13 protein-coding genes are annotated in these 13,882 nt (G+C 51.5%); 12 read left to right on the top strand and 1 reads right to left on the bottom strand.

Features of this window, described 5'->3' with window-relative positions; all coding sequences use genetic code 11:
• Nucleotides 1-318: 318 nt before the first annotated feature.
• Entirely contained in the window at nucleotides 319-1,206 is an 888-nt protein-coding gene (locus tag EVX52_RS08605; protein WP_129991095.1) for a LysR family transcriptional regulator, read from the bottom strand.
• 141 nt (nucleotides 1,207-1,347) lie between these two features.
• Here EVX52_RS08605 and EVX52_RS08600 point away from each other — a divergent pair, with 141 nt between their 5' ends.
• The 12 genes from EVX52_RS08600 (at nucleotide 1,348) to EVX52_RS08545 (ending at nucleotide 13,871) form a co-directional block, all read left to right on the top strand.
• Entirely contained in the window at nucleotides 1,348-2,907 is a 1,560-nt protein-coding gene (locus EVX52_RS08600) for an ABC transporter substrate-binding protein (RefSeq protein WP_129953392.1), read from the top strand.
• An 80-nt stretch (nucleotides 2,908-2,987) separates the two neighbouring features.
• Entirely contained in the window at nucleotides 2,988-3,872 is an 885-nt protein-coding gene (locus EVX52_RS08595; protein WP_129953393.1) for a dihydrodipicolinate synthase family protein, read from the top strand.
• Complete coding sequence (locus EVX52_RS08590; protein ID WP_129991094.1) at nucleotides 3,869-4,819, top strand: nucleoside hydrolase; 951 nt, start codon at nucleotides 3,869-3,871, stop codon at nucleotides 4,817-4,819. The genes EVX52_RS08595 and EVX52_RS08590 overlap by 4 nt, the downstream gene beginning before the upstream one ends.
• 4 nt (nucleotides 4,820-4,823) lie before the next feature.
• Nucleotides 4,824-5,786: a nucleoside hydrolase gene (locus EVX52_RS08585; RefSeq protein WP_129991093.1), complete on the top strand. Its 963-nt coding sequence runs from the start codon at nucleotides 4,824-4,826 to the stop codon at nucleotides 5,784-5,786.
• On the top strand, nucleotides 5,783-6,757 hold the full coding sequence (locus tag EVX52_RS08580; protein ID WP_129953396.1) for an ABC transporter permease: 975 nt from the start codon (nucleotides 5,783-5,785) through the stop codon (nucleotides 6,755-6,757). Before EVX52_RS08585 ends, EVX52_RS08580 begins: the two co-directional genes overlap by 4 nt.
• Entirely contained in the window at nucleotides 6,757-7,674 is a 918-nt protein-coding gene (locus EVX52_RS08575) for an ABC transporter permease (RefSeq protein WP_129953397.1), read from the top strand. Before EVX52_RS08580 ends, EVX52_RS08575 begins: the two co-directional genes overlap by 1 nt.
• Nucleotides 7,675-7,676: 2 nt before the next feature.
• Complete coding sequence (locus EVX52_RS08570; protein WP_129991127.1) at nucleotides 7,677-9,476, top strand: ABC transporter ATP-binding protein; 1,800 nt, start codon at nucleotides 7,677-7,679, stop codon at nucleotides 9,474-9,476.
• Nucleotides 9,477-9,657: 181 nt separating this feature from the next.
• Nucleotides 9,658-10,617 carry a 3-oxoacyl-[acyl-carrier-protein] synthase III C-terminal domain-containing protein gene (locus EVX52_RS08565; RefSeq protein WP_129953398.1) on the top strand — a complete coding sequence of 320 codons (960 nt, stop codon included), beginning with the start codon at nucleotides 9,658-9,660 and terminating at the stop codon, nucleotides 10,615-10,617.
• Complete coding sequence (locus tag EVX52_RS08560) at nucleotides 10,592-10,852, top strand: acyl carrier protein (RefSeq protein WP_129953399.1); 261 nt, start codon at nucleotides 10,592-10,594, stop codon at nucleotides 10,850-10,852. Before EVX52_RS08565 ends, EVX52_RS08560 begins: the two co-directional genes overlap by 26 nt.
• Entirely contained in the window at nucleotides 10,845-11,486 is a 642-nt protein-coding gene (locus EVX52_RS08555) for a hypothetical protein (protein WP_129991092.1), read from the top strand. The genes EVX52_RS08560 and EVX52_RS08555 overlap by 8 nt, the downstream gene beginning before the upstream one ends.
• Nucleotides 11,483-12,835 (top strand): MATE family efflux transporter, encoded by a 1,353-nt coding sequence (locus EVX52_RS08550; protein ID WP_129953401.1) that lies wholly within the window; start codon nucleotides 11,483-11,485, stop codon nucleotides 12,833-12,835. Before EVX52_RS08555 ends, EVX52_RS08550 begins: the two co-directional genes overlap by 4 nt.
• Nucleotides 12,825-13,871, top strand: a complete 1,047-nt coding sequence (locus EVX52_RS08545; protein WP_129991091.1) for an alpha/beta fold hydrolase — start codon at nucleotides 12,825-12,827, stop codon at nucleotides 13,869-13,871. The genes EVX52_RS08550 and EVX52_RS08545 overlap by 11 nt, the downstream gene beginning before the upstream one ends.
• The last annotated feature ends 11 nt before the right edge of the window (nucleotides 13,872-13,882 follow it).

Here is a 13,882-nt window from a genome sequence, read left to right as displayed (position 1 = left end):
ACCACTCGTTATTAAATGAACCAAATAGAACAATTTCACGCAAATAATAATACTTCTCATCGAGGTTGTGAATGTGTAACGAAGAGTTTGAAATTAGGTAAAATTTTATTGAAAGGGTGATTATTTATGCGAATGGGATTTGTGATTGATTTTAAAGAATAAAATAAAAACACTTATTCATTATTTTGATTGATAAGTGATTTTATATGCATTATTCATCTAGTTGGCCACACTCATTATCAGCGAATTGCTTATCGCTATGGGGGGACTAACACTTTGGACTGACGGGTATGATTTTAGCGAACCTGTCGGGTCGTTTTACAAATAGCCCTCGATTAAGGTCTTCATTTCCTGAGTGATGTATTCCACCAGGCGACTTTTTGGGATCTGCGGCGGGAAAACGGCGAGATAGGCAATACTGATATCGGGCGTAAACGGTTTGAGAACGATATCGCTTTTGTGGCTGCGTGCGGTGATGAAATCGACCACACCTATGCCCAGGTTATTCCCCGCCATCACACAACAATTGTTCAGCGACGTTTCAATCGGGTTATTCATATATAAATCGAGGCGGCTCATCACCTGATCCAGCTGTTCACGCAGCGGCGTTTTTCGCCCGGGAATAATAGGGCGGTAACGCGTCAGGTCCATCGCGGTGACCACGTCCTGTTGGGCCAGCGGATGACGCGGCGACATCACGGCGACCGCATTCGCCCGTGCCAGCATCTCTGCTTCCAGTCCTTTCACGTCAGGCTTACCAAAAATAAACCCGACGTCGTACTGATTACTGGTCACCACATCAGTGATGTGCGTAGTACTTTCGATATCCAGAAACAGCGAGATGTCGTCAATACTCTCAATCAGTGGCGGCAGAATGTGTTCGGCGCAAAGCGCAGAAAGCGCCGCAACCGTACCGATGCGTAAAACACTGCCTTTTGAATGACGGATTTCATCAGCAATACGTGAAATATGTTCAAGCCCGAGGTACAAACGCTCGACTTCACGATACAACTTGATGGCATCGTCCCGTGGGATCAAGCCGCGTCCGTCCCGGTCAAACAGCTTCAGATCAACCGCATATTCGAAGTCGCGGATCAGGCGGCTCACCGCTGGCTGGGTGATGTTCATCATATTTGCGGCAGCGGTAATGCCGCCGGTAAGGATCACCTTGTGAAAAGCTTCAACCTGTCTGGGATTAATTTTCATAATACATCCTCAAGATCCATAACATTTGTTTATGGATGTAACACAAAATACAATTTTCAATTCAGAAGTCCACCCCCTAGACTCGGATTTAGGATCTGACACACATTGCCTGAAAATCTAAAATAATTAAGGGTTAAATGCATGAGAACGTCCGTTTTGGCAGGAGTGCTTTTCCCGGCACTGGCCACGCTTTTTGTTTCACAGACCGTACACGCGGCTGATCTTACTCTCGGTCTGGCTGCTTCTACCACTTCCATGGATCCACAATTTTACGTCGGCGGTGCCAACAGCGCGATGGCGCGTAATATTTTTGATGGTTTGGTGAATCAGGACGAAAAACAACAGATTACCCCTGCGCTTGCGGTGTCATGGAAAGTGATTAATGACACCACCTGGGAATTTGCCCTGCGTCCCGGCGTGAAATTCCACGATGGCAGTGAGTTCACGGCTAAAGATGTGATTGCCAGCGTGAAACGCGTGGCGCTGGCGTCAAAGAACAGCCCGAGCGCCTATACGCCGTACGTTAACGATATCGCTGAGGTCACCGAGATCAATCCTTTAACGGTGAGAATTACCACTAAAGCGCCGACACCGTTATTACTGAACAACTTAAGCCGTGTCGCCATCTTACCGGCGCGTCTGGAAACGGTCGGGTCACAAACCCTCAACGAAGGGAAAGACGTCACCGGTACCGGTCCGTTCAAATTTGTCAGCTGGACGCCGGACGATAACGTGGTGCTGGTGCGTAATGACCAGTACTGGGGCGGAAAAGCTCAGTGGGATAAAGTGACGTTACGCGTATTCAAAAACCCGAGCGCCCGCGTGGCTGCGTTGCGTTCCGGTGATGTTGACATGATCGAAAGTGTACCGACGGCAGACGGACGAAATCTGGGCAAACAAGCCAGCCTGCAGCTGGAATCCGTGGCCGGTAACCGTATTTTGTATTTACACCCGGATCAGGATCGTGATGTGTCGCCGTTTGCTAAAGGGCCGGACGGCAGCAATCCGCTGAAAAAGCGGGAAGTGCGCGAGGCGATGTCGCTGGCGATAAACCGTCAGGCGATAGTTGACCGTATCATGGACGGGCAGGGCGTACCCGCATCGCAGCTGGTGCCCAAAGGCTACTTAGGTTACACCCCGGCGATTGCCGCACCGGTCTATGACCCGGCGAAAGCGAAGCAATTGCTGACGCAGGCCGGTTATCCGGATGGCTTCACCCTGACCTTCCATGCGTCGAACGACCGTTATCCGAACGATTCTAAAATCGCGCAGGCGCTCGGCCAGATGTTCAGCCGTATCGGTATTAAAACTGACGTTGTCACTATGCCGGGCAGCGTATATTTCTCCCGCGCATCCAAACGCGATTTCAGCCTGATCATGGGCGGTGCAGCGATTGAAACCGGTGAAGCCTCCGGTGTGCTGGGACCGTTGCTCGAAACCTTCGGGCCGAACGGCGGACAGGGTAACCGCGGACGTTACTCGAACCCTGAGTTTGATAAAACACTGGTGCAGGCGCGGGAAACCCTCGACGACGGCCAGCGTGAAAAGTTACTGCAACATGCCACAGAGATTGCGATGAAGGACGAAGGCGTCATTCCGCTGCTGTTCCTCTCCTACACCTGGGCGATGAAAACACCTTATACCTACGTCGGCCGCTCCGACGGCTATACGTTGCCGTACTTTGTGCATGAGAAACACTAAATAAGCGCAAAGTACATACCAGACCAAGGCGGGAATAGAGCACCAACACCAGGGTTGTTCTAAGAAAAGAGAGAGAAGCTATGACTTCTTTTAGCGGTGTGTATCCCTATCTGGTTTCGCCGGTCACTGACGGCGGCCAGATAGATAAACCGGTGCTGACTGCGCTGGTTGAACATCTGATTACCAGTGGCGTGCAGGGTCTGACGCCACTTGGCAGTACAGGTGAGTTTGCCTATCTCAATGCAGAACAGCGCACTGAGATAGTGAAAACCGTTGTGGAAGCCGCCCGGGGGCGCGTTCCGGTCATTGCCGGTGTCGCCGCTACCACCATTCAGGACGCCGTAGCGCAAACCGCTCGCTACGTCGCTCTGGGTGTGGACGGTATTCTGGCGATCCTTGAGGCGTATTTCCCGGTGCCCGAACAGGGCGTCGAAAATTACTTTCGTGCCATCGCGACCGCAGCCGGAAAGCTGCCGGTCGTGCTGTACACCAATCCGCAGTTCCAGCGTTCTGATCTCAGCCTGCCGTTGATTGAGCGGCTGAGTCATGTGGAAAATATCAACTATATTAAAGATGCCTCGGCCAACACTGGTCGTTTGCTGTCGATTATTGAACGCACACAGGGGCGGATGCAGGTTTTTGCCGCCTCGGCACATATCCCGGCCTGCGTGATGCTGATTGGCGGCGTGGGCTGGATGGCAGGCCCGGCCTGTATTGTACCGAAACAAAGTCTGGCACTGTATGAAGCTGCGAAGCAGGGTGACTGGACAAAAGCGATGGCATTGCAGCGTCCGCTGTGGCGCATCAATGAAATCTTCGCCAAATACTCCCTCGCGGGGTGTATCAAAGCGGCGCTGCAATTACAGGGATTTGAGGTAGGCGATCCGTTGCCGCCACAGGTGCCGTTAAACGAGGCTGCGCGTCAGGAAATCGCGGATGTTTTGCGCTCTGTGGGGGCACTGTGAAAACCTTACCGGTGATCATTGACTGCGATCCGGGTATTGACGATGCTATCGCGCTGCTCAGTGCATTCGTCGCACCCCAGCTGGATATCCTCGGCATTTGCACCGTGTGTGGCAATCAGCCACTGGTGAATACTACCCGGAATGCGCTGCAAATTACCGAACTGGGTTACCGGGTGGATATCCCGGTGTTTGCCGGTTGTCATCAGCCGCTGCTGCGTGCGCCGATCCATGGCCAGTTTCACGGTGAAAATGGTCTGGGTAACACCGCCTTTCCCGCGCCGCAAAAACAGGCCGAATCCCTTCATGCTGTTAACTTTCTGATCAACCGTTGCGAACAGGCCATTGAAAATAATCAGCCACTGACACTGTGCGTGCTCGGGCCGCTGACCAACCTGGCAACAGCGCTGCGTATGAAACCTGAGATCACTGCCGGTATTAGCCGCGTGGTGCTGATGGGTGGGGCCTATCGCGAAGCCGGTAACCGTACCATGACCTCCGAATTCAATATGTTCGCCGATCCCCATGCTGCGTATATTGTGTTTTCCGCCGGGCTCAGCATCACCGTTTTACCGCTCGACGCCACGCACCAGGTGATTCTCACACCGGAACATGTGGCGAAGTTTATCAAAGTCTCCGGACGTCTCTCCGCTCCGTTGGGCGAACTGATGGCGTTCTGGGATCGCAACGACGTGCGCCGTTACGGGTCACGGGGCGGGCCGCTGCATGACCCGCTGGTGATTGCTTACGTTCTGGCGCCGGAACTGTTCGGTACCGAAAAAGCACGGGTGTTTGTCGAACACGAGAGCGAGTTGTGTATGGGGCAAACCGTCGCCGACTGGTACGGCAAGTCGGGGCTGACCCCCAATGTCGATATCGTCACGCGCGTGGACGCGACCAAAATCTTCGCGCTGTTTTACGAACTGCTTTCACGTTATGCCGGGAAATAAAATTATGAGCCAGCGCATCATTATAGATACCGATCCTGGCGTGGATGACGCCATCGCGTTGTGGCTGGCATTGGCCTCGCCGGAGCTGGACGTGCTCGGCGTGACCGTTGTCGCAGGTAATGTGGCGCTGAAAGACACCGTGCGTAACGCCTGTAAAATTGTCGCCTTGTCCGGCAAAACCGCTACGCCCGTTTTCGCCGGTGCGCCCGGTCCGCTGGTACGCGAACAGGTTTACGGCAAGTACGTGCATATCGGCGCGTTTAACGATGAACTGGTGCCGGACACCGGCCTGCAACCGCGGGCTGAACACGCAGTGGATTTTCTGGTGCGTACCTTAAGACAGGCTGCCGAAGATAATGACCCGATTTCGTTGTGCGTGATTGGCCCGATGACTAATATCGCGCTGGCGCTCGGCATGCATCCGGATGTCGCACGCGGCATCAAACAGATCGTCACCATGAGTTGTGCCTTTACCGCCCTCGGCCATCGCGTGCCATGGGCCGAATTTAACGTCTATGCCGATCCGCATGCGGCTGAAAAAGTATTTAACAGCGGCGTACCGCTGATCATCATGCCACTCGATATGACCTTTCAGGCGCTGATCGGTGCAGAGGATATCGGGGCATTAAAACAGGATGGCGGCCTGCCGGGAGAATCTGTTGCTGCGTTACTGAATGCGTTTGACCGTAGTGATCTCAGTCGTTTTGGTCGCCAAGGCGGGCCGGTGCATGACGCCACCACTGTCGCGTGGTTATTGCAACCCGGCTTGTTTGAAGGCCAGCCCGCCCGCGTGGGTGTGGCGGTTTCCGGTCATACTGCCGGCTATACTTACGCGGATTTCTGGAACAAACTGGCGACGCCTGCGAATGCGGTGGTCATGCAGACGGTCGATGAGTCCGGTTTCTTTAGCCTGATATGCCGAGTATTTTCCCGTTACGGCGATTCATCCGGCGAAATGTGCGCATGAACCGTTACCTGCTCGGGCGTTTCGGACAAACGTTGCTGACGCTGTTCGTGATGTCATTGCTGGTTTTCTGGGGTGTGTATCTGGTGGGTAACCCGGTCGATTTGTTGATCAGTACCACGGCCACGCCCGCTGAACGCCTCAGTGTGATCCAGTCTTTTGGCCTCGATAAACCGGTGTGGGAGCAATATGGCCTGTTTGTGGTCAATGCCCTGCATGGCGACATGGGTAACTCATTCATTTACAACCAGCCGGCACTGCACCTGATTTTTCAGCGTATGCCCGCAACACTCGAACTGGCGCTGGTGGCCTTTGTTCTGGCGCTGGTGATTGGCATTCCGCTCGGCGTCTACGCCGGTTTGCATCCTGACGGAGGGTTATCGAAATCAGTCATGGCTGTCTCGATTTTAGGTTTCAGCCTGCCGACGTTCTGGATTGGTCTGATGATGATCATGTTGTTCAGCGTCAAACTTGGCGTACTTCCCGCCTCCGGGCGCGGTGCGACGGTGGATGTTTTCGGCGTTCCTGTCAGCCTCTTTACCGCCGACGGTCTGGCACATCTGATTCTGCCCGCCTTCAATCTGGCACTGTTTAAAATTTCGCTGGTTATTCGTCTGACCCGCGCGGGGGTGCTTGAGTGCCTGCAACAGGACTTCATCCGTTTTGCCCGCGCCAAAGGCTTATCGGAAAGCCGCATTGTGTTGGTTCATGTGTTGAAAAATACGCTGATCCCGCTGATTACCGTCATCGGACTGGAGCTGGGGTCGCTGATTGCTTTTGCCGTGGTCACCGAAACCATTTATGCCTGGCCGGGCATGGGTAAACTGATTATTGATTCTATTGCCGTGCTCGACAGGCCTGTGATCCTGGCGTATCTGATGATCACCGTGGTGATGTTCAGCCTGATCAACCTGCTGGTGGATGTGCTGTATGTGCTGGTGGATCCGCGTGTGCGGCTGGGGGGCGGCAACTGATGGTGTCTGATTCCGTACATTCTCGCTCAGCCGTTCAGGGCAAAACGTCCCCGGCATTTTACAACACCGTGCGTGCGTTGCTGCGCAATAAATTCTCCTTATGTGGCCTGATCATTTTAGGTATCGCCATTCTGCTGGCGGTGCTGGCACCCTGGTTCTCGCCACAAAATCCGTATGATCTGTCGCAGCTTGATATCATGGATGGCCGCCTGAGCCCGGGTTCATCCAGCCTGAATGGCATGATCTACTGGCTCGGCACCGACGATCAGGGGCGCGATTTGCTGAGCGCCATTTTGTACGGCACGCGAACCAGCCTGCTGGTGGGGGTCTCCAGTGCGGTAATTGCGCTGACCATTGGCGCAACATTGGGACTTATCAGCGCTTACGCTGGCGGCAAAACGGATGCACTGATCATGCGTATTGTTGATATCCAGCTGAGCTTTCCGCCGATCCTGATTGCGTTGATTTTGCTGGCAGTGCTTGGGCAGGGCGTCGATAAAATTATTCTTGCGCTGGTGGTCACGCAATGGGCCTATTACGCACGTACCCTTCGCGGTTCGGCACTGCTGGAACGTCGCCGCAGTTACGTGGATGCCGCGCGCAGTATGGCGCTTTCCCGTCCGCGCATTCTGTTTCGCCATATTTTACCTAACTGCCTGCCGCCGCTGATTGTCGTGGCAACCATGCGGATTGCTTACGCCATCATGCTTGAGGCCACATTGTCGTTTCTTGGCATTGGTTTGCCCGTTACCGAGCCTTCGCTCGGTCTGCTGATTGCCAACGGTTTTGATTACCTGATGTCCGGCGATTACTGGATAAGTTTTTTCCCCGGCATCACGTTGCTGGTGCTGATTGTCGCCATCAACTTAATCGGTGACGCCTTACGCGACATCCTCAACCCACGGAATAAGGATTGATGATGCAGACTCCGGTTTTACAGGTCGATAATCTTAATACCGCATTTTCCGTGGGTGGCGAATGGCTGAATGTGGTGCGTGACCTTTCGTTCTCCATTGGCCCGAAAGAAACACTGGCGCTGGTGGGAGAATCCGGTTCTGGTAAAAGCGTGACGGCGATGTCAGTTATGCGCTTACTGGACGAAAAACAGACCCGTTATTCCGGTAGTATTCAGTTTGATGGTCGGGAATTGCTCAGCCTTAACCGTGCGCAGATGCAAAGCATCCGCGGCAACCACATTGGTATGATTTTTCAGGAGCCGATGACCAGCCTGAATCCGGTACTGAAAATCGGTGTGCAAATTACCGAAGTGCTGAAGCGACATCGCGGTATGGACGATGCTGCCGCGCGTGCCGAAGCTGTCCGTTTGCTTGAGAAAGTGCGCATCCCGGCAGCCGCCTCGCGGATGAATGAATATCCGCTGAGTTTTTCCGGTGGCATGCGTCAGCGCGTGGTCATCGCCATCGCGCTGGCCTGCAATCCGCGTTTGCTGATTGCGGATGAACCCACGACCGCACTGGATGTGACCATTCAGGCGCAAATTCTGGCGCTGATCAAATCCTTGCAGGAGGAAGAGGGCATGTCTGTTCTGTTCATCACCCACGATATGGGCGTGGTGGCGGAAGTGGCGGATCGCACGCTGGTGATGCACCGTGGCGAAGCCGCAGAACAGGCAACCACGCGGGAAATCTTCCATCACTCCAAACATCCTTACACGCGTGCGCTGTTGTCGGCGGTGCCACGGCTGGGGGCGATGCATGGCGTAGCGTTGCCGAAACGCTTCCCGCTGACTGACATGCAGACCGGCGAACCGCTGCCGGTAGCGGTGTCTGTCGATACGCTGCGCCGCGGTCAGCCAGTGCTGGAGGTTAAAAACCTCGTGACACGTTTTGATGTGAAATCCGGTCTGTTGCGCCGCGTATCTGCCCGCATACATGCGGTGGAAGATATCTCATTCAGTCTGCAACCGGGCGAAACTCTCTCACTGGTCGGTGAATCCGGCTGCGGCAAATCCACCACCGGACGCACAATTTTACGTCTCACCGAAGCGACTTCCGGTGATGTGCTGATCTGCGGACAGGATATCCGCCGGGCAGACAACGCGCGGCTGGCTGAAATCCGTACCCAGGCGCAGATGATTTTTCAGGATCCGTACGAAAGCCTTAACCCGAGAATGCGCATTGGCCAGGCGATTGCCGAACCGATGATAAGCCTCGGTTTGCACGATGCCGCCAGCGCTAAACACCGCGTGGCGCAACTGCTGGAGCAGGTCGGATTACAAAGCAATATGGCGATGCGTTTTCCTCATCAGTTTTCGGGCGGACAGCGCCAGCGTATCTGCATTGCACGCGCGCTGGCGCTCGAGCCGAAAATGATTATCGCCGATGAAGCGGTGTCCGCGCTGGATGTGTCAGTTAAAGCGCAGGTCATTAACCTGATGCTCGATCTGCAACAGGCGCTCGGGCTGGCGTATCTGTTTATCTCGCATGACATGGCGGTGGTCGAGCGGATCAGCCATCGCGTGGCGGTGATGTATCTGGGTGAAATCGTTGAAATCGGTTCGCGGGCGGATATTTTCGAAAATCCGCAGCATCTTTATACCCGCAAACTACTGGCCGCCGTACCGGTGCCCGACCCGGATGTTCACCACACACGCACCGTGGTACCGGAAGAAATTGCCAGCCCTCTGCGCGCTGCTACTTATCAGCCGCCGGTGCGCCATTACCGCGAAGTCAGCAACGGACATTTCGTGCAGCTTTAACGGTGCCTTTCACCTGGATTTTCCTTTCTCTTCCCTCCTGACCCTCCCGACATTCCATTAGTGGGATTTAAAAATGGGAATCGATGCCACTTTAAGCAATTGCAGGCAAAAAATGCGTTTTTTTTCTGGGATTATGGACTGCGCTTATAAAAAATCTAAAAATAAATTCCTGTGAGAATATATGTTGCCACTTAATGATTTATGCTGGTTACCTGATCGCATCTCTTTAAGACCATTAAGTACACTTGAATCATCTCATAATTTAAAAACAGGTGCACGTAAGGTTCTTGAACGTTATTACTCATTGAACAGCGTGGGGATGTTTACGGGTAACCATACACAAATGTTGCAGGAAACCCTTTCCGCGCTGGTGGGTGCAAATAAAAATATAACGCACATGCAGGGATATTTGATATATGCCAAAACCCAGACGCACAATACTTTTTTTGAAACCTCCTGGCTCGATGAGATCGCCATCGGTTGCGGAATAGGCCATTGGGAAACATTAACGGTGAGTCTTAATCATTGCGCGTCGGCACTGTCTGCGATCCATTTATTAAAAAGCCGGATCATAAAAAGCCAGCAACCGATGATACTCCTGACGGGGGAAAAAGCGTTTCATAGTGATATTAATAAGCTTGATAATAGTGTCATGGCGGAAGTCCCTGCGGCAATGCTACTGAACGCGGGGCACTCACGGTGGCAAATCAATCACACCGCCGTGCGGCATTTATCTTCATTTTATAACAATCATCGTGAGTCTACGGCTGCCCGGAGGCGGGAACTATTTTCATCGCTTGAGCAGGATTATTATGATTTTTATACCTATGTATTGGATAAGTTTCATCTCTCCATCGGCGATATAGATGCTATCGTTCCTGGCAATATAGATATGCCCATGCTTAAACGTATAGCTGATAAATTGAAGTTCAGAGGCGAGCTTTTTACAGAACATATATCAGGTTATGGCCATGCATATTGTTCTGATATTTTATTTAACGTGTCTTCATTATTAGAGCGTTTCGACGGAAAAAGAATTCTCTGCGTTGCAATGGGAATGGGGATAACGATGTCTTGTATCCTGATTGAAAAAAACGAAATTAATGAGGTAAAGCATGTCAGCACTACTTTCGGCAGTTAATGATGCATTAAACGATGTTATGTCTGCAAAAATCTCCATTACGTCAGACACTGATTTCAATGAAGATCTGGATCTGGATTCGGTATTATTTGTTCAGTTCTTACTCACGCTGGAGGAAAAAATCCCCGGCCTGATGTTTGAACCTGATCAAATCAATCAGGATGCATTTACCACGGTCGGAAAACTTATCCAGTGGATTGAGCAACACCTGCAGCTGGAGAGCTCCGATGTCTGAAGAGGAGTTTACCCGGCTTTATTTTTTGTTCAGAGACCTTAAGCCAGCAGATGCCCTCCGGCAGATGCGTCAGAAGTGGGCAGATCCTGCGAGTGGCGTATTTTGTCGCGGGTATCAGTTGGTGGGTCAACACAGCGAAGCGGATAGGGATGAGCACACGGAGTCTGACCGTATTTTGGCTTCACTGGGTATCTCTTTGCAATACAACGCTGGAGAAGCGACAGGTACAGACCCGATCCCGCTGGTTGCCTCTTTTGCGGCCCGGTTAGGGCTTCTGAGCCAGATCCTGACAATCAGCTGGGAGCACTTATCCGCGCGCAAGAGTTTTGGTGTTAAAACCACCCGACATCAGTTGGTGAAGGTCGATTTCGCCGATCTCAGCAATCAGACAGAATTGTTGCTGATCCAATGGCAAAGGCGCGTTGCAGCACAGGATTTTGCCGGGGCGCAGGCAGATCACTGGCAGATCACGGTGTTAACCAACAGAGCAGAAAAACTGATGGGCGGGCACGGCTACCTATCAGGCTCAACTCACAGCTTTTCTTATCTGTCGGTAATGATTTATAGCCTGTATGGAAAAACGGCATCCGGGGCTGTAACTTTGTTGCCTGGCTATCAGGAGCATGCAATATGAACTCCCCATCTGAAATGACGATGCCGCGACGCCAAAGCCTGGGCAAAGATATCACCGACCTGATGAAGTTAGCCTGGCCGATGATTATTGTGGCGATTGCCGTATCCTTTTCCCAAAATATTCAGACCGCCATTTTGGGTCACGGAAGCGAAACCGGATCAATTTATTTGCTCTCCATGCTTCAGCCTTTCAGTTTTTTATTCCTGGCTATTCTGGAATGTCTGGCTATCACTAATCAGGTTTTCAGTGCCCGTTCGTTGAATCTGTGGTCCCGGCAAAAGGTGCTGAAGGCAACGTCACTGCTGGCGACGCTGGGTATCCTGATTGTGGCGCTTCTCAGTGGCGCGACGGCCCTGTGTTCCTCACTATTGCAGGCAATGCTGCCGGTCGCCGGCAATGAATTCTATGCCTCTGCATTACCGCTCTATTTCCTCTCCATGCTGCCTTTTATACAACTCGAGATGTGTAACAGTGCACTTCGGGGACAAGGGAAAAGCGCATTGAGCATGGTATTAGTTATCGCCTATATCGTTCTGAATGCGCTTCTCTGTTACGCCTGCTATCAGTTCTACGGGTTAGGTTTTTACTCCATTATTGTGGCAAATTCTCTGGCTTCAGCCCTGCTTATCCCCGTCGCGCTTTGGCTGGTATGGCGCATAGGCCGTAACGTGAAAGATGACCGGCCGGGGGCTTTCATTGCGCGTCTCAGCGGGCTTCTGTTTCAGGTGGGAATGCCAATATTTGCCTCGCTGGTGGTACTATTTTTCAGTTCGCTACTGATATTCCCGTTAATAGGTACGTTGGGTGAGCAATATGTTGCCGGCTTTCTGATCGTCACCAAAATCAGAATGTTTATCGTTATTCCCGCTGTGGCCTGCGGATCTGCTCTGGCGATATTAATTAACCAGCGTCTGGCGATCAGTACAGGGGAAGAATTAAAACGTTTACTGCATCGGGGACTCACTTTTATTGGCATCTTTTATCTTCTGCTGACATCAGGGGTCTATTTTACCGAGGCCAGTCTGATTAAAATATTATCGGGCGACAAAACAATACAAGATGTCAGCAGTCAGATGTTATTAATATTATTACCGACTTTCTTCCTGACATCTTTTGTTGCCTCTCTTCAGGCGTTACTCGAACAACTTGATCAGGCCAGACGGGTACTGGTATTAACCGTTATCATTGAATTACTGACAGTCATCACCCTGTTGGTGGGGTGGGGCAATTTTTCCCAGCTTAAAAGCATCATGAATATTATTATTATATTCAATGTCATCTACTTTATCGCATTCGGCAGGGAGTACTGGCGTCTGGCAAATAAAATAGGGAGCGACAATGTTTTATAGCTTCTTTTACCCCGTTCTTTTGTTCTTTTCACTGGTGCACCAAAATTATCTTCGGGTGCTGGTTCTGATGAGATTACGCCCCTCTTTATTGATGAAAGCGAAAATCAGACCTGCGACACATTATAGCAGGGCATGCAGACTAATAAGTTTATTCGATTTATATTCATTGCATGTTATGTCTTCTTACCTTTCTGCTTTATACGCGTTGCGTCTGTTCGAAAAGACCCGGCCCTTACCCTATAAACAGGGTGAAATCATGCTGCTCAGCCGCTGCCTGCAGGAGGAGCTTTTCTGGCGCAAATCATTTGTTAAGGTTTTTATTTACCCGCAAGCGGACCCGCAGGCAGAGAAAGTTTTACTGCTTCATGGATGGGATGGCAGAAGTATTATGTTGCGGCAAATGGCGCAGCGGTTACAGGAAAAAGGTTACAGTGTTTATGCACCGGATCTTCCGGCACATGGAATTTCTCCCGGCAAAAAAGTGTCCTTCTATGATCTTTCACGGGCAGTGATGGATATGGAAAAACACTATGGCCATTTTTCTGTCGTCATTGGCCATTCGACGGGGGGATTAATTGGCTGTATGGCGGCATTACAGGGGCTGTTTTTTAAGCGCATGATTTTAATCAGCAGTCCGTGCAGTTATGGAAAGATGATGGACAGATATGTCTGCAATAATAAGCTTCCAAAGCGTATTGCCGGTTCCATGAAAAAGCTTTATCAACTCCGCTATGGCGTTCATCCTGATGCTATTGGTCCGGAACTCATCGGAGCAATAACGCAGCCTGTGATGATATTACATGATAAAAATGATCTCAGTATCGGACTGGATGAAGCCGTAATTCTGAGCCGTTCTCTGGAGAAAAGTAAATTAATTGTGACAGAAGGCCAGGGTCACAATGGCGCATTACGTGACCCTGCTGTCTTTAAACACATTTCAGATTTTGTGAGTCAGACTGTGCATGAAGATTATTCATCGTTTTCTGAACCAAAGTTGATATTGCGCGTAGCGAATAATATAAAAAGGCATAAGTGATCTTGTGATAA

This window comes from Rahnella sp. CFA14(1/10) (assembly GCF_004195095.1).
Lineage (GTDB): Bacteria > Pseudomonadota > Gammaproteobacteria > Enterobacterales > Enterobacteriaceae > Rahnella > Rahnella perminowiae.
This window is presented reverse-complemented; position numbering and strand designations above follow the sequence as displayed.